The 15310-nt window shown below is 43.8% G+C and carries 18 protein-coding genes; 9 read left to right on the forward strand and 9 right to left on the reverse strand.

Annotation, left to right across the window (positions count from 1 at the left end):
• The first annotated feature begins 3 nt into the window (after positions 1-3).
• The 3 genes from QNI29_RS06010 to QNI29_RS06020 are packed head-to-tail and all read left to right on the forward strand — an operon-like array spanning position 4 to position 997.
• Positions 4-240 carry a hypothetical protein gene (locus QNI29_RS06010; protein ID WP_284526897.1) on the forward strand — a complete coding sequence of 79 codons (237 nt, stop codon included), beginning with the start codon at positions 4-6 and terminating at the stop codon, positions 238-240.
• Positions 237-587 carry a hypothetical protein gene (locus QNI29_RS06015; protein ID WP_231418170.1) on the forward strand — a complete coding sequence of 117 codons (351 nt, stop codon included), beginning with the start codon at positions 237-239 and terminating at the stop codon, positions 585-587. Before QNI29_RS06010 ends, QNI29_RS06015 begins: the two co-directional genes overlap by 4 nt.
• A 20-nt stretch (positions 588-607) precedes the next feature.
• Positions 608-997 (forward strand): hypothetical protein, encoded by a 390-nt coding sequence (locus QNI29_RS06020; RefSeq protein WP_231418169.1) that lies wholly within the window; start codon positions 608-610, stop codon positions 995-997.
• Between the two features lie 528 nt (positions 998-1525).
• On the opposite strand, the gene QNI29_RS06025 is transcribed toward QNI29_RS06020, so the two are convergent.
• From QNI29_RS06025 to QNI29_RS06040, 4 genes are all read right to left on the reverse strand, one after another.
• On the reverse strand, positions 1526-3367 hold the full coding sequence (locus QNI29_RS06025; RefSeq protein WP_231418168.1) for a DUF2357 domain-containing protein: 1842 nt from the start codon (positions 3365-3367) through the stop codon (positions 1526-1528).
• Positions 3351-5333, reverse strand: coding sequence for an McrB family protein (locus QNI29_RS06030; RefSeq protein WP_231418167.1), 1983 nt, complete (start codon positions 5331-5333; stop codon positions 3351-3353). The genes QNI29_RS06025 and QNI29_RS06030 overlap by 17 nt, the downstream gene beginning before the upstream one ends.
• Positions 5317-6615, reverse strand: coding sequence for a hypothetical protein (locus QNI29_RS06035; RefSeq protein ID WP_231418166.1), 1299 nt, complete (start codon positions 6613-6615; stop codon positions 5317-5319). The genes QNI29_RS06030 and QNI29_RS06035 overlap by 17 nt, the downstream gene beginning before the upstream one ends.
• Before the next feature lie 156 nt (positions 6616-6771).
• Positions 6772-7446 carry an NAD(P)H-dependent oxidoreductase gene (locus tag QNI29_RS06040; RefSeq protein ID WP_231418165.1) on the reverse strand — a complete coding sequence of 225 codons (675 nt, stop codon included), beginning with the start codon at positions 7444-7446 and terminating at the stop codon, positions 6772-6774.
• A 152-nt stretch (positions 7447-7598) separates the two neighbouring features.
• Between QNI29_RS06040 and QNI29_RS06045 the strand changes: the two genes are divergently transcribed.
• Positions 7599-7952: a DUF805 domain-containing protein gene (locus QNI29_RS06045; RefSeq protein ID WP_231418164.1), complete on the forward strand. Its 354-nt coding sequence runs from the start codon at positions 7599-7601 to the stop codon at positions 7950-7952.
• Between the two features lie 48 nt (positions 7953-8000).
• Here the strand turns inward: QNI29_RS06045 and QNI29_RS06050 are convergent, their stop codons facing one another.
• The gene (locus tag QNI29_RS06050; RefSeq protein WP_255688554.1) at positions 8001-8135 is read right to left on the reverse strand and encodes a hypothetical protein; all 135 of its coding nucleotides are present in this window, start codon (positions 8133-8135) and stop codon (positions 8001-8003) included.
• 217 nt (positions 8136-8352) lie between these two features.
• On the opposite strand from QNI29_RS06050, the gene QNI29_RS06055 reads away from it, so the two are divergent.
• Positions 8353-9000, forward strand: a complete 648-nt coding sequence (locus QNI29_RS06055; protein WP_231418163.1) for a hypothetical protein — start codon at positions 8353-8355, stop codon at positions 8998-9000.
• Between the two features lie 43 nt (positions 9001-9043).
• On the opposite strand, the gene QNI29_RS06060 is transcribed toward QNI29_RS06055, so the two are convergent.
• Positions 9044-9550: a hypothetical protein gene (locus QNI29_RS06060; protein WP_231418162.1), complete on the reverse strand. Its 507-nt coding sequence runs from the start codon at positions 9548-9550 to the stop codon at positions 9044-9046.
• 628 nt (positions 9551-10178) lie between these two features.
• Here QNI29_RS06060 and QNI29_RS06065 point away from each other — a divergent pair.
• The 4 genes from QNI29_RS06065 (at position 10179) to QNI29_RS06080 (ending at position 12544) form a co-directional block, all read left to right on the forward strand.
• On the forward strand, positions 10179-10616 hold the full coding sequence (locus QNI29_RS06065; protein ID WP_231418161.1) for a MarR family winged helix-turn-helix transcriptional regulator: 438 nt from the start codon (positions 10179-10181) through the stop codon (positions 10614-10616).
• Between the two features lie 30 nt (positions 10617-10646).
• On the forward strand, positions 10647-11282 hold the full coding sequence (locus tag QNI29_RS06070) for a nitroreductase family protein (protein ID WP_231418160.1): 636 nt from the start codon (positions 10647-10649) through the stop codon (positions 11280-11282).
• Positions 11283-11308: 26 nt separating this feature from the next.
• The gene (locus tag QNI29_RS06075) at positions 11309-11605 is read left to right on the forward strand and encodes a putative quinol monooxygenase (protein WP_231418159.1); all 297 of its coding nucleotides are present in this window, start codon (positions 11309-11311) and stop codon (positions 11603-11605) included.
• 384 nt (positions 11606-11989) lie between these two features.
• The gene (locus tag QNI29_RS06080) at positions 11990-12544 is read left to right on the forward strand and encodes a GNAT family N-acetyltransferase (RefSeq protein ID WP_231418158.1); all 555 of its coding nucleotides are present in this window, start codon (positions 11990-11992) and stop codon (positions 12542-12544) included.
• A gap of 44 nt (positions 12545-12588) precedes the next feature.
• Here QNI29_RS06080 and QNI29_RS06085 read toward each other — a convergent pair whose 3' ends face one another.
• The 3 genes from QNI29_RS06085 to tnpA form a co-directional block, all read right to left on the reverse strand.
• Positions 12589-13389 carry a hypothetical protein gene (locus QNI29_RS06085; RefSeq protein WP_284526900.1) on the reverse strand — a complete coding sequence of 267 codons (801 nt, stop codon included), beginning with the start codon at positions 13387-13389 and terminating at the stop codon, positions 12589-12591.
• 285 nt (positions 13390-13674) lie between these two features.
• Entirely contained in the window at positions 13675-14787 is a 1113-nt protein-coding gene (locus QNI29_RS06090; RefSeq protein WP_231418156.1) for a transposase, read from the reverse strand.
• An 11-nt stretch (positions 14788-14798) separates the two neighbouring features.
• On the reverse strand, positions 14799-15197 hold the full coding sequence (gene tnpA / locus QNI29_RS06095; RefSeq protein WP_231418155.1) for an IS200/IS605 family transposase: 399 nt from the start codon (positions 15195-15197) through the stop codon (positions 14799-14801).
• Positions 15198-15310 lie beyond the last annotated feature (113 nt).

Consider the following 15310-nt stretch of genomic DNA (forward strand, 5'->3'; position numbering starts at 1 on the left):
CTCTTGTCTAAAAATATAGTGTGGTCGTGTATTTTTATTTTTTTCGGCGCTTTAGGAGTCACGGTTGTATTTGACCTTTTAGGGGCTGGTGAAATTTTGTGGCTAAGAAATAGTTTATATGCCCTCTTTTTTGCCGTATTTACAGGGCTAAGTTTTGGGATCAGAGCTTTGATTCGAAAAATGGATCAGAAGTATGAAGATGAGTATAAAGAAAAGAAGAGAAAGAAGGGGACAATGTGATTAGCCGAAAACTGTATGCAGTCCTCATTACAATCCCGATTACATCCTTGTTTTTCGGGTATCAATTTCCTTTGCTTGGAGAGGAAGGAGGGCTTACGAACGCTACTTTTTATATGAGGTACGTCTTTGTGGGTATGTTGTACGGCGTTCTCGTATCGATTGCCATCGAGAAGCTCACCCAGAAATTCGGAGACGCGCGCGTTTTCTTCTCCTTTATCTTTCACATGGGCGCCACGATCCCTCTTGTTATTTACCCATTCTTACTCGTGTTTGGCGTGCCAGTGGCTGTGGTGTTTTTCTTTGTGGATGAACTGTTACGGCGGAAAACAAAAACGTCTGTCGCATGAATAGAGGAGGGGGAAACGATTTGCTTCTACTAGGAAATATCCTATACATCCTATTCTCAGGATGGATTGCGCTAGGAGGGTATCGGTATCTGCTCATGCTTCCAGGAGGCTTTGTTATGAATCTTGGGATTGGGCTAGTACTGATCATTGGACTATACATTACTGCTTGGGTTATGGTCGGTAGAATTCAAAGAAAGAAACAGCTTTTTACCATGCGAAAAGTATGTATCGCCATGATTCCAAATCTGCTGGTGACGGTCTTGCTGTATGTTAATAGCTATTATGCGCACCTAGGTTTTATCTCACTACATATTGCTAATCTTGTACTGGTTTCGATATTCGTAATTCCTATAATGGTTAAGATTATAGGGGAACCGTTGGATGATGGAAAAAGTAGCGCGCTTGGATGATAGAGTTCCAAGCGCGCTACTTTTATTGTTACTATATATTTAAGGCAGAGTGTCTGAATGCGCTTAAAAGCATCGGAACGCTCGCATGAGATGTCCGGACGTCGTCCCGGAAAAGCATCAGGAGGTCGGCGCAAAGCGTCAGGACACGTCCGAAAAGCGTCGGAACGCCAGTGCGAAGTGTCGGGACGCCCCTGAAAAGCGTCAGAACGCCGGCGCAAAGCGTCCGGAAGCGCCCCAAAAGTGTCGGGACGCCCCTGAAAAGCGTCAGAACGCCGGCCCGAAGTGTCGGGGCGCGCCCGAAAAGCGTCGGAACGCCGGCGCAAAGCGTCCGGAAGCGCCCCAAAAGTGTCGGGACGCGCTCGAAAAGCGTCAGAACGCCGGCGCAAAGCGTCCGGAAGCGCCCCAAAAGTGTCGGGACACGCCCGAAAAGCGTCAGAACGCCCCCGAAAAGCGTCGGAACGCCCCCACAAAGCGTCAGGAAGCGCCCCAAAAGTGTCCAGACGCCCCCGAAAAGCATCAGAACGCCCCTCACCAAGCCTTAAGGTCCAACCACCCATCAAGCACTCCTCCAAGCGCCTCCATCCCAACAGCACCGTCTTCAGTCGGATAGAGCTGAATGAACTTGCCTGCTTCTGTATCAAGGAGGACAGGTTCTGCTCGGTTTCCAGGGTAAACACAGAGGACTTCCCGAATGCGGTTGTAGAATGATTGGCGCACTGGGCAGTAGTATTTGATGCCGACATACTCATTCATCTGCTCGGCGGCTTTCGTGTTGCCATCAGGTGTGTAGATGTTTCGAAGGGGGCTGTACTTCACTTCAACGGCAATGGAAGAGTGATAGAGAGGAACCCCTTCGTGATAGTGATAATAATCGATGCGAATATCTGGCTTCTTCCGTCTGAATTTCGAGAAGAAGTAAGTGCTATTTGCGATGGCATCACGGGAGCGATGTTCGACTTCCTGCTCATACACCACGTGAAGTTCTCCTTCAGAATTGGCGAGGACGACCGTTGTCCCTTCCTGAAGCTCTGAATGCATATAGCCCTTTTGTAATTGATTCATCAGGGTGTCGTGTTTGAAGGAATAGCCCCGCTCTTTGATGAGGTGGACCACGTGTAAAAGCGTGTAGTACTCATACATTTTACCTGTTGAATGGAACAGAGGCTCACCCGCTCTAGAGGCTGGGACAGATGTACGCCCGCCAGACGCTTCAAGCTCATGCCACAGTTTATGGAACGAAATGTAACCACGGCTCTGCACGGAACGGGGTACACGTGGATGCACGTCATCCACGTCGTTCCAGAAGCCTTGTCGAATAACCGAACGGAGCTGCTGCTGATAGGGTTTAACCTTTCTTAGTGTTTGCTCCATATTTCTAATTTTAGTTTCGGTAGCTTCTTTGGTTTTAACTTTGCTTGTTTCTTTATTTTTAAGGAGCGTCTGATCGTTTGACGTAACCCTGGCTAGAGGACTGAGTCTGTCGCGCGTTAATTGCTCGATTTCTCCATTTAGCGTGTTCTGGTCGTCGATGAATCGCAGTCGTTCTTCTTCGAGAGTGCTGATTAGCTGATTCATGCGCTTTAGAACCGCTTTTGTCCGAAATTTAACGAGCTGGTTCTCAGGAGTATTTGCGTCCTGACGTTGCTTACGATTGTAGAACTTGGTTCCACTCATCACAGCTCCTTTAGCGGAATGCTCCCACTTAAAGCTTTGCCTGTCCATTCTCCCAGGATGGGACTCGACTTGGTAATGACGCCGTACGTTCATGCTGTTCTCTTTCTCGATCCAGTCAAGGGCTGTCGTTAATTTACGGAAGGATCGATCGAGCCATTTCAGGAAACGGAGGTCACTTTCTCCGATTAACTGTTCAGGGCTTAAAGACTGACTCACTTCCTGGTAATAGTTCATGGTCAATCCTTCTAAGGCTTCCTCTAGAAACGTGGCAATCTGATTGAACTGTTGCTTCGAGAAATGGTGGGGGACGATGCGGACCGCGCCGTAATACGTTCGTCCTTCTAAGTCCACTTCGTAAATAAACGTCCCGCATGGCCAGGGGAATGTGTCCTCCTTGGCTGGATCAAATAAAGGCTGCACCTGCTTTGTTTTGCTTAACGAACGTTCAAACAGATCACCGTCCCCTTCAGGAGAAGGGAAGCGGATTTTGATAGAACGATCATCCTTCCAGTCGATGAGCAACGCGCTCCACTTCTGATATTCGTACACCTCGACAAGGGTCTCCATAAGGTGATCTCGCCTCTGATCGGGACTAAGGTGATGGATCTTCACTTCGTTTCTGCCCGTTTGAAAGTAAAGGCCTAATCCTGAGTCGTGCAGATTGATAATGTCTGTATGATTAGTTGGTAAAGCCATACATCATCAGCTCTTTTGCTTTGTTGTGTAGCGTCTTTAAAGACAGTGTGAAGTCAGAGGCCATCTGAGCACGATCCGATTTAAAGAGTTTAGCTAGGGAGCCGTCGACATAGTCACTAGGCGTACTCATCTCACCAACCATTGGCCCTGCAAACGTATCGATTCCTTTGATTTTCGTTAAGATTCGCTGGTTAATTTGAAAATCAAACAGTTCCCGGCGTGACAAGAGTGGAGTACCAGTAGCATCACTTGGAACGTTACACAGGTAATCAGTGATCGCTAAGGCCACCCGGAAGGAGACGCCTTTTTGGGGATCGTTCTCATTCATAAGAGAATGGATCTCATCAAGGGTGTGAATCTCGTATTCATTTAACAAATGAAGGCCAACGTCACCTGCGGCAAAGCGCCACTCTCCTCGTAAATGGGAAGCGCTGACCTCGCGCGGTTCTGGTGAAACAGGGACCGACTGATGCACCTTTTCGTAAAATGCAATTGTCTCTTTAAAAGGAGGCTTCTTCGGTGTAATAATATTCGTTCGGTCAAGCAAACGATCAGAGAACGATTTCGTAGTTTCATCGAAATTCACGGTTCCAATAAAGATTAAATTGTCACCGAGCTTAATGCGAGACTGATAGCGGCCGCTTTCCTCTGTAATCGAATCGTTAAAGATCTGCAGGTGCTTGTCTCCGTTGATTTCAAGAAGGGAGAGGAACGGACTGAACCAGTGCTCCACCTGAGACAAGTTCATCTCATCAAAGATCACCATATGTAACTGATCCGGATAGTCAGCCGCGTGCTGAAGAAGACTGACGAGGCCCGTATCACTTTCATGAAACACGTTGGTCGTCGGATTCATAAATCCGAGAATATCATTTGGGTCCTGGTAGGATGGGGAGATCGGTAAGAAAAGCATCGTTTCGCCTTCAGTTAACCCAAGGGTTTCCCCGTAAATTCGCGCAAGCTGAGACTTCCCGGTCCCTGACATGCCCCCTAATATCGTAAGCGGATTGGTCTTGACGCTCATATGAAACGCATACAGATCTTCCTCGCGGTAGAACATCTTGTATTCATATCCGGCCTTATGGAGCAAGCGATCGAGAAAGTCCATCTCAGAGGTAGCCTGAACCGGTTTTGATACAAGTGCCCGATCTTCCTTCTGAGGAGTGGGGGCCTCTTTTGTTGGAACTGACGGCTCCCTTAGAGGGCGTTTCTGTGTCTCGAACTGTTCCATAAGAAGGGCGTAATAGTGCTTCGACAAGAAGAACAAATGATGCTCATAAACTGCATCGACGTATTCGATGAGCGTATCCGGGTCAACCGAAGCGGACCTGACAGGTATACCCTCTTTTTGGAAATACGTTGTTGAATTGCTCTTTGACTCAAGGGCCACTTCATACAACGTATCTTCATAAAGGATCATAGAAGGGGCCTCGAAAAGATTCGGATATTTCTTAAGCGTAATCGGGCGCTTCTCCCCTGTAAATTTCGCTTCTAAATCCTGTCTCGTTTCCCCAAGTCTTAAATCAGGAGAGGGGAGGACCACGTATTCCTCTTGTGGCTGAATCGGCTCAAGCTTAATCAGCTCGGCATAAACATTGTCATTGGCATGCGTTAGTTTAAAAAGAACGAGCTTGTCCTTAAATAAGGCTTCCACTTTCGGCTTGAGGTCAGGATAGGGAATGCGGTCATATTGAATGAGATCATTTAATACACGTACGTTGTTCATAGAATTCGTGTTCCCTGTTAAGAGGTCATTCATCTTCCCGAAGTACCGGGTCAGCTTATTAGGTAAAGGGGACAAGGGCTTTAAGTAAAAGGTTAACCGGTCCGTATGTTCGCTTAAAACAATGGGTGATTCCTGAAAGGTTTGCGTATGGATTTCAGTTGACGTCGCCAATCGGCCAACGAAGATGCTGTCCTCAAGTTGTCGTTTTACGATGTGTGGGAGTTTAGTTGATAGCTTCATAGGTGGCATCTCCTTCTAGGTAGAATATAATTTTACGGAACATCTTCTCCGGTGAACCGCTGACGAACTTGTAGCTGTACTGCTTCTGTTGTAGATAATTTCGAACTTCAAGCTGGGCCTTTGATGAAAGGGTGTTGGTATCAATGAAGATCAGCTTGTTCATAGGGATGAACTTGAATTGTTCAGAGAATGATCGGTCTGTATTATAAGAAAGTAGCTTCTCATCAGGGAGAAGAGAGGAGAAGCGCTTATTCTCTTCATTCGTAATAAAGAGAAAATCATCTAGTTCCTCAAACACATCGATCTTCGCCTCTTTCTGTTCCTTCATGGCTTCGGCGTACTTCTGACGTTCTTTTTCTAACTCGTTCTCAAGCGCTTCCCCTTGCTTTTGCAGCTCAAGTCTTTCTTCGCGCTCTTCCTCTTCTCTCACTTGTCGCTCCTGCTCTTTCTCTTTCAGCTGGCGCAAGAGGTCTTCTCGGCGCTTGTAGTAGCGGCTCGCTTTCCGTTCAGATGCAGCTTTCTCATCCATCGCTTTGTCGCGGTCATCTTTCGCCTGGCTAACGGAAACTTCCGCGAGCGTAACAAGCTCTTGAAGCGCCAATTTATAAAGGGGCAAGAGTTCCTCAGCCGAATATTCCTCTGGATTTAGATCGTATTCACTGACAACTTGTAGGGCTTGTGTCCCTTTGTCCTCTTCGTACTCTTTCTCGAAAAGGAGAGCTAAATCAATTTCTTCGGGGAGATCTTCCGTTTCAGCATGTTCCTCGAGGAAATCCTCTACTAAGTCAGGGAGCGTTGTTTCATACTTTTGAGCGAGGCCCTTTAAGATATCTTCTAATGAGAATTCTTGAAGTCCATTGTACACATCCTCTTCGTTGTTCAAATTTTCAATCATTTTATCGCGCGTGTCTTCATACCGTTCAGGGAAAAGCACGGCTATAATCATCATCTTCTGTGCATCGGTCATTGTTTCTTGTAGAGACGCTTGCAAGATCAGTTCAGAGAACTCGTAGTCTTCCATATCCTCAACATAAGGTCTTGTAAACCCTCTGAAAAAGGTGCCGAGGTCTGTTAAGGTGTCCATAAATTTCGTAATCGCTTGTTTTAACAAAGGAGGCGGAGCAGCCACCATTCTTTTCTTTGAGAATCCTTGTACTTTTAGATCAAACACTTGTGCAATGCGTGCCATTTCTTTCTTGGATACGTGGTGTAAAAAGTCCTGTTTTACCGTCTTTTGAATCTTGAGCCACTCCTGGCTGATTTCCTTTGTATCTGTTGTCATCCTTGCCCCTCCTTAAGATGTAGGTATATGTAAAATAATAGATAAAAAGTCGCGTGATTACTAGTCTTGACATGAAATGGTTTGTAAGGGAGGTTTTGAAGGGATAAGGGTAAAAAAAGTGACCGACCCTGTTGGCCAGTCACTTCAAACGTGCTTCTATTTAACGAACTTTATAACGTCTTCGAAAGGACGACGCGTTTTCGGGCTTTGTTCTTCTGCGCGGTAGCCGAATGCACACATAACGGAAATGCCAAAGCTCCCATCTTCAAGAAGGCCTTCTTCTTTTAAGAGGTCATTCATTGCTTCCATTGGAAAGCCTTCAATCGGACAGGAATCGATTCCGATCTCTGCAGCGGCTGTCATCATATTAGATAGTGGAATATAGGTCTGCTTACTAGCCCAGTCGTAAAGAGGGCGCTCGCCGTGGAGCAGGTCAAAGTCTTCTTTCTGGAATTGTTCAACCCGGCCTAGTAATTTATTTGCAATCTCCTCTGGCATCTGTTTCTTATTGAGCAGATGATCTTTTAGATACTCGGAATCATACTGGGTATCCTGTCTTGTTCTCGCTAGGAAAATCACAAAATGACTCGCATCCGGAAGTTTACCGTAGGCTCCCCATGCGGTATTCTTAATTTTTTCTTGGAGCTTTTCATTTTCAATCACAAGAAAACGCCAAGGTTCTGTACCAAAGGAACTTGGCGAAAGACGACCAATTTCAAGAATGAAGTTGAAGTCTTCTTCTGGGATTGTTTGATTCGGGTCAAACGTTTTCGTAGCGTGTCTAAACTTCGCAGCTTCTAGGATTTCTAATTTCTTTGCTTCTTTATCCATCGTCATTCCTCCTTGAATAGGTTCACACGTACTATATCATGTCCGTTTCTGTGGGAGATAATTTAATGCTTGCTGGTAAAAGGTGTGGGGCTCATAATAGCAGGGTAAGTGATATAGAAAGTTTGGTAAGGGTTGTGAGGAGGAGTTTGTTTATGGATTGGTATCTGAAAGTCTTAAAAAATTACGCAACGTTTGAAGGAAGAGCAAGGCGAATGGAATATTGGATGTTCTTCCTGATTAATACCATTATCCTTATAGCGCTAGCAGTTGTTCAGGAGGTCCTCGATCTACGACCTATCTTAACAACGTTCTACAACTTAGCTGTTCTCATTCCGTCGCTAGCTGTAGCAGTCCGGCGTTTACATGATACAGGAAGAAGCGGACTATGGGTCTTAATCAGCTTCATCCCAGTGATCGGCGGAATTATCTTCATTGTCTTCATGTGCCTCGATAGCGAACCATATGAAAATGATTATGGACCAAATCCAGAACACAAAAGCGCATAATGCAGTAAAAAAGCTTCAGAAGGGACGATACCCTCTGAAGCTTTTTTCTTATTGATAACAATCTGTGTAATACCAAGATTCACAGGCATCATAGGCATTCGCGTCCGTTGTGACGAATGAATTTCCTGCTACTAAGCCAACTGTTAACGCACCGATAATTCCGATCTTCTTCAATGTTTTCATACAATCATCCCTCCTATTGGTTTGTCTATCTTCTATTATAATGGGAATTTTCTGGATAATCTATTGGGAAAACAAATAGAAAAATAGGCGATAAAACGCCTCTATGAGACAATATTTTCGAAAAAAAGATTAAATTATAAAGAATTGGGAGCAGTTGAAACGTAAAAGCTCATAAAACGACAAAGAAGGTAGATGGGAAAAAAGGAGGCGGAAGTAGATGAAGAGAGTAATGGTAGTATCCTTATTTGTAGTGGCCATATTAGTCGCTTGGCCAGGAAAAATTGTGGCAGCCCAACAAGGATTTACGGAAGAGGATCGAGTGCGTGCGGATAAGCAAGAGGAAATTAGGAAGATCTTCAATCGCACAGGAACCCCTATCAAGGCAAACGGCTATTTTACAATGGACAGGGAAGGGAAGGAGATCACGATCCTCGTTAAAGACAAATCAGAGGCGGGGTATCCTAAAGCCATCAGGCAGATTCAAAACAACTATTCAGATGTAACTGTGATAAATGTGGATCTTTCCTACAATGAAATGGTGGACTTGCAAAATCAAATAGCTGACGACTTACGTGATTTAGGCATTGAAAAGTATGAGTTAACCATGAATCTTAAAAAAAGCAGGCAACGCTTGAAAGTTATAGACATCTCGGATGAGACAAAACAGGAATTGAAAGAACAGTACGGAGAACGATTAAGGATTGAAAAGGGATATAAGGATCAAACACAGCTAGAGGTTGGAGGCGGTGAAGACGAAGAGAAGCAACCTCAGGCTTTCCATTATTCAATGAGTGATCTTCTCTGGAACGGAGTCAAAATAGTTTTGCCCCTAATGTGGAGTGTGTTTATGTACGTGGGAGAATAAGGAGGTAAATAAGGACGGGACCTAGCCGTCCTTTTTCATCAATTTATTCTACAGGGTCAGCTTCTGCCATTCTGTGAGGATGGTTGGATCCAATGGTCTTACATGGTAAGCATTCCGCGGTTCCCTTTTCTAAATAAAGGGCGTGACAGCTCGGACAATGCTTCGCTTGCTGTCGTTTAAGCGCCTCGCCGACCCATGGAATCATTTCTGTGTCATTCATATTGTATTTATCCATTCCACGCACCGGTAGGATCTGTTCCGTATGGTAGTTAAACTCATACCATTTGCCGTGTCCGGTCATGAAATAATAAACAAGATCAGCGTTCTTCCCGCGATAACGAGGCAGTGCCTTTGTCACGGTCTTCGGGAAAGAGGAGATTAGTTCATCAACAAACGACCGACTCATTTCCCGTTCCATTGGAATAACATCCACGTCTCCGAAGTCAACCATATGAACGATTCCTTCTTGGATTTTCGTTACTACACTAAATCCAGTTCCTCTGATTTCAAAGCCTTCATGATAAGAAGTCAGTTCCTCATCGAACCACATTGTAACACCTCGCTTTATAGGTTTTTGCTCTGTTAGAGTGTGGTGAAGTTAGGCCGTTTACGTTTATAAGTGGTTGGGGTGGCTGGGGGACGACTCGCTTTCCACGGGCGAGCTGTCGAGCCTCCTCACTCACTTTGTTCGCTCCGGGGTCTCGTCGACCTCTTTCTCCCGTAGGAGTCTCCCCGTCCCCCAGCCACCCCTGGCTAAAATTTATATGAACGGCCCAGCTGTGTAACGAGGAGCCTAGTACATGGAGAAGTTCGACTAAAATCGTCGACGTCGAACGATCTCACGTCGTGTGAGGGCCTAGGAAAGCGAGCCGTGTCAGACCTCCCGAACTCTCAATAAACGCAAACGGCCCCCACCGACACTAGTTGGTAACAGAGCTCATATTTTTTCTAATTGGTTCATTGTAGCATACATATGGGGACGCGAGCATTCAAAAGATAGGGGTGAGTGCTTTTGTTGACGCGTGGGAGGGCCATGGTCTATAGTAGGCTTTGCCTCATTAGTTGAGGGGTCAATGAATCAATAAACAACTTCATTGACATAGAACGTGTCACTATAGTAAATTAGTTGACGGGTCAATAATTGATGCATCAATTAATTATAGATAGGAGGGGGATTGTTGACGAAGCAGTATGAAGAAGAAGAGAGAATCATTCTTCAATTAAACGAGATTTATAAGCAGATGAGCCCGAAATTTGAACGCTGTACAGGCATTAGCCAGTCTCGGCTTGAGGTTTTGCATAAGTTGATGGAAGTGGATGAAATCAATCAAACGGACCTGAGACGCCAGGTTAACATTGACAGTGCAGCCGTGACGAGACATTTGAAGCAGCTGGATGAGAAAGGGATCGTCGCCCGTCGCAAGAACCCTGAAGATAACCGGGTCACGTTCGTAAAGCTTACAGAAGAGGGACGAAGTAAGATCCAGCGTTATTGCCAAGAAAAAGAGACATTTATATCTCAAGTGTTCGAAGGATTCTCAGCACAGGAGCGTTCTGTTCTATCTGATTTATTAACGAGAGTACAGAACAATGTGCATGACATCGAACATGACTAACTAAATTTTACGAGTAGAGGAGAATACACCATGACTAAAGCAACAATCAACGATTTTAACCATATTATTTCAGGACGTCGTTCCATTCGTAATTACGATCCGTCCGTTAAGATTTCAAAAGAAGAGATGACAGAAATTCTACGAGAAGCAACAATGGCGCCTTCTTCTGTTAACCTACAGCCTTGGCGTTTTGTCGTAATCGACAGTGAAGAAGGGAAAGAAACCCTTAAGCCACTAGGAAAGTTTAACCAAACGCAAATCGAAACATCTTCAGCTGTTGTAGCTGTATTTGTGGATATGAACAGTACAGAATACCTTGAGACCATTTATGATTCAGCTGTCGAACAAGGCAAAATGCCACAAGAAGTACGTGACCGCCAAGTTCCTGCGATCCAGGGTCTGATCGATCAGATCTCAGAAGAAGCTTATCGTGAAATGAACCTGATCGACGGTGGACTTGTTTCTATGCAATTCATGCTAGCTGCACGTGCACATGGCTATGATACAAACCCAATTGGTGGATATGAGAAAGACCAAATCGCAGAAGCATACGGTTTAGATAAAGATCGTTACTACCCAGTGATGCTTATCTCAGTCGGAAAAGCAGCTGAAGATGGTTACGAATCTGTACGTCTTCCGATCGATACAATCGCAGACTGGAAATAAACTACGAACAGAAAGAAGGAATCCTAATGATTATCACTCACGCTCATTTTCAAGTAAACCCTGAGAAAGAACAAGCTTTCTTGGAAGAGGTTCGTTCTCTTATTGCAGATTCACGTCAAGAAGACGGCAACATTTCTTATGATTTAATGAAAAGCACAGAACAGGAGAACACGTATACAATGGTAGAAGTATGGCAGGACCAGGCTTCAGTAGAAGCTCACGGTAAGAGCAGCCACTTCACTGCTTTTGTTGAGAAAGCTCCGCAGTTCCTAACAGCTCCTCTTGCACTTGAATCGTATGTTGGAGAGAAAATTGAACGCTAAATAGAGGGAAGCACCTGGCTCAATGGCCAGGTGCTTTTTTATGGTTGATAACTCCGTGGCTTTTATCTGAGTGAAAGGTGATTCGGGAAATCACTCGCTTTCCGCGGCGAGCTGGGAAGCCTCCTCAATCGCTACGCGCTTTCCGGGGTCTCCCCTAGGCTCCTCCTGCCGCAGGAGTCTCGCAATTTCCCGAACCACCTTTGCCATATGTAGAACAACGGAATATTGTTAGGTTCATGCTTATTGAAATTTCAGTCAGGCACCAAATAATCACTAAGCGAAAACCTTTTTTCTAGCTATTAAGGTCTGGCTGAATTCGAAAAAAGAATTGAGTAGCTAATTATTTTGTGAAAAAATGGATAGAAATGAAAAGGGGGTTGTGAGTTGGAGAAGTTTGATCTATGTTCTGAAACGGAACGGTTGGTGATTAGACCTCTAAAAGTTGGGGATTATGAAAATTGGCTGGGGGAATATGAGAAGCGTGCGCCTCGGAAGCATCGATATGATTTTGGCAAGATTGATATGATTGAGTGTACATATGAATGGTTCAATGAGCTTGTAGCAAATCACCAAAGGCTTGCGAAAGAGGATGTGGCGCATGTGTTCTCTGTTTTTCGTAAAGAAGATGGAGTTCATATTGGAATGGTTGATTTCTCAACGTTAGACCGTGAGAACTTTAACTGGGCCAGAATTGGCTATACATTCCATAATCAACACTTTAGACATGGGTATGGGAAAGAGGCTGTTAAAGAAGCACTAAATATGGCGTTTAAAGAATTGAAATTTAATCGGATAGAAGCTCATATTTATTCTGATAACGAAGCTTCCATTGGACTAGCGATGAAAGTTGGAATGGCTTTTGAGTGTGTGAAAAAGGACTTTATCTTTGAGGATAACAAGTGGAACGACAATGTAGTGTATTACATACATAGGCACTAGCTACGATTAAAGAGCAATTTGGCCGAAGGCTGATGTTCTTTTCTCTAATCATCCAGCCTTTTGGCCAAATTGTTCAGCTTCATATCATGGACACCAGTCTTTTCACTCAGATAATGGATATCTACTCTAGTACGGCTTACTTTCTCGTCAATGACGTCTAGCATTGCTTTAATGTCATTTTGCTGAGCGTTCTCAATTCTGTCGAATCGTGTGTCCATGTAAGAGATTAGATTATCAAAGCGTAAATCCACGCCAGCAAAGCGTTTCTCCATAGTATTGTTCATGGTCTCAAAGGTTGAATCCACGCCAGCAAAGCGTTTCTCCATAGTATCGTTCAGGGTCTCAAAGCGTGAATCCACGCCAGCAAAACGTTTCTCCATGGTATCGTTCATGGTCTCAAAGCGTGAATCCACGCCAGCAAAGCGTTCCTCCATGGTATCGTTCATGGTCTCAAAGCGTGAATCCACGCCAGCAAAGCGTTTCTCCATGGTATCGTTCATGGCCTCAAAGCGTGAATCCACGCCAGCAAAGCGTTTCTCCATAGTATTGTTTAGGGTCTCAAAGCGTGAATCCATCTCTTCAAAACGCTTATCCATCTGGCCAAGGCGCGTGTCTATGCCCTCAAAACGCTTATCCATTTGGTCAAGGCGCGTGTCTATGCCCTCAAAACGCTTATCCATTTGGTCAAGACGCGTGTCTATGCCCTCAAAACGCTTATCCATCTGGTCAAGGCGTGTGTCTACGCGTTCAAAGCGACGGTCTACATTTTGGAATCCATCATCCACTTTACTTGAAAGGGATTCAATTTGCTCGGAAAGTTTAAGCAGTAGTTTCTCTTGATCCATTCGTTTCACCTCCTCTTTAGTGATACTATACCATTCTCGAGGAGTGTTCAACCGTCTTGGCGGGGGTTAAAATTTGGATTTAGAGGTAGTAACAGTCGTGAAAATGATCCTTTCAAAAGCTCAAGATAGGAAAGTAAGGGAGGGTCAAAGACTTTTCTGTGAACTACCCACCACTTACCACCCTTACGAGTTGCTTGAAGTGGGGGCTTCTTGGGTAATCGCCACTTTTGGTAGCTGACGAAATTGACCAAGCTAACCCTCTTGTTCCAAGAGTTCATATCTGTGTTAGGAACTTACTAATAGGCGAATGCCTTCTTTTTTGATATTGAGTGCTGAATTGTAATCCCTGCTGAGATTTAGACCACATGAACAAGCGTACACTCTAATGTTCATAGGCATTGGTTGGGTATTCCCACAATTCGAACAAGTCTTTGTAGAAGGGAACCATTTATCTATTTTGATAAGTTGTTTTCCTTGTTCTTTTAGCTTGTATTGTAAGAAGGAGGTGAACATCCCCCATCCATTATCTGCGACGCTTTTGCCGAATTTGAGTGCTTGTGACATCCCTTTCATGTCTAAGTCTTCAATCACTATAGCGTCAAAATTAGTAACTAATTCTTTTGATTTATGGTGAAGAAAATTTTTGCGTTGATTGGCGACTTTCTCTTGAATTTTCGCTACTCGAATACGTTGCTTGTTCCAATTCGAAGAACCTTTCTTTTTTCGAGAAAGTTTGCGATGTTCTGTTGCTAATTTATCAAGCATTTGTCGATAGAACTTAGGGTAATTGGCTTTCTCACCCTCACTATCGACAAACAATCCATTCATTGCAAAATCCAAACCGACTACATTTTTTATTTTTTTAGCCTTAACCTCTGTTTCATATTCTGTAAGGATAGAAACATAATATTTTCCCGATGCTGTCATAGATAAGGTGCAGGATTTGATTTTATATTCTGAAGGGATTTCTCGATGTTGTTTCATTTTGACCTTTTTTAGTTTAGGTAACTTGATATGACCATCCAACAACTGGATATTACCGTTTACGACATTTGTTGTGTAGCTTTGTTTGTGGCGCTTGCTTTTGAATTTCGGAAACTTAGCATTCCCTTTGAAAAAGGCTTTATATGCCTTATCTAAATTCAGTTGAGCGTTGGCTAATGCTAACGAGTCTACTTCCTTTAGCCATTCATACTCTTTTTTATACTTGGCAGGAGTAGGATGTTTAACGTTTTTCAGGGCATCTTTATCACCTTTTAGGTTTTCATAGGTTTTTATGCGTTCTGCCAATATTTTGTTGTAGACAAAGCGAACACAACCAAAGGTTTTACGGATAATCAAAGACTGTTCATCACTTGGATATATTCTGAATTTGTATGCTTTATTCTGTTTAGCCATATCAATTCACCTCACTTTATTCCTTGATTTTCAATGTATTTTTTAACCACCTCAATAGGTGAACCACCAGTGGTCAACAGACAAAAACTTCTTGACCAAAACATTTCTTTCCATAACTTCTTTCGCACAAAAGGAAATTCTTTTTTGATAAGTCTTGAACTGGCACTTTTATAGGCATTGATGAACTTTGATAGTTCGGTATTAGGATGAGCTTTGAACAAAATATGAACGTGGTCAATATCGTGGTTCCATTCGACCAACGTAATGTTGTATTTCTCACCCAACGATACAAACTTTTCTTTCGAATAATCTGAAATGGTGTCATCAATGACGTTCCTTCTATATTTCACAACCAATACCAAATGGTAATACATCAAGAACACTGAATGATTATTACTATCTAAATTCATTGTTATATCAGCCCTTATACGTTATAAGACTGATTATACCACATTGAGATAAAAGGCAGTTACTTTTGGGCTATCGCCCAACCGAAATTCATCTCCCCCTTACCGTTGGGCTA

It is taken from the genome of Pontibacillus chungwhensis, assembly GCF_030166655.1.
Classification (GTDB): Bacteria; Bacillota; Bacilli; order Bacillales; family BH030062; genus Pontibacillus.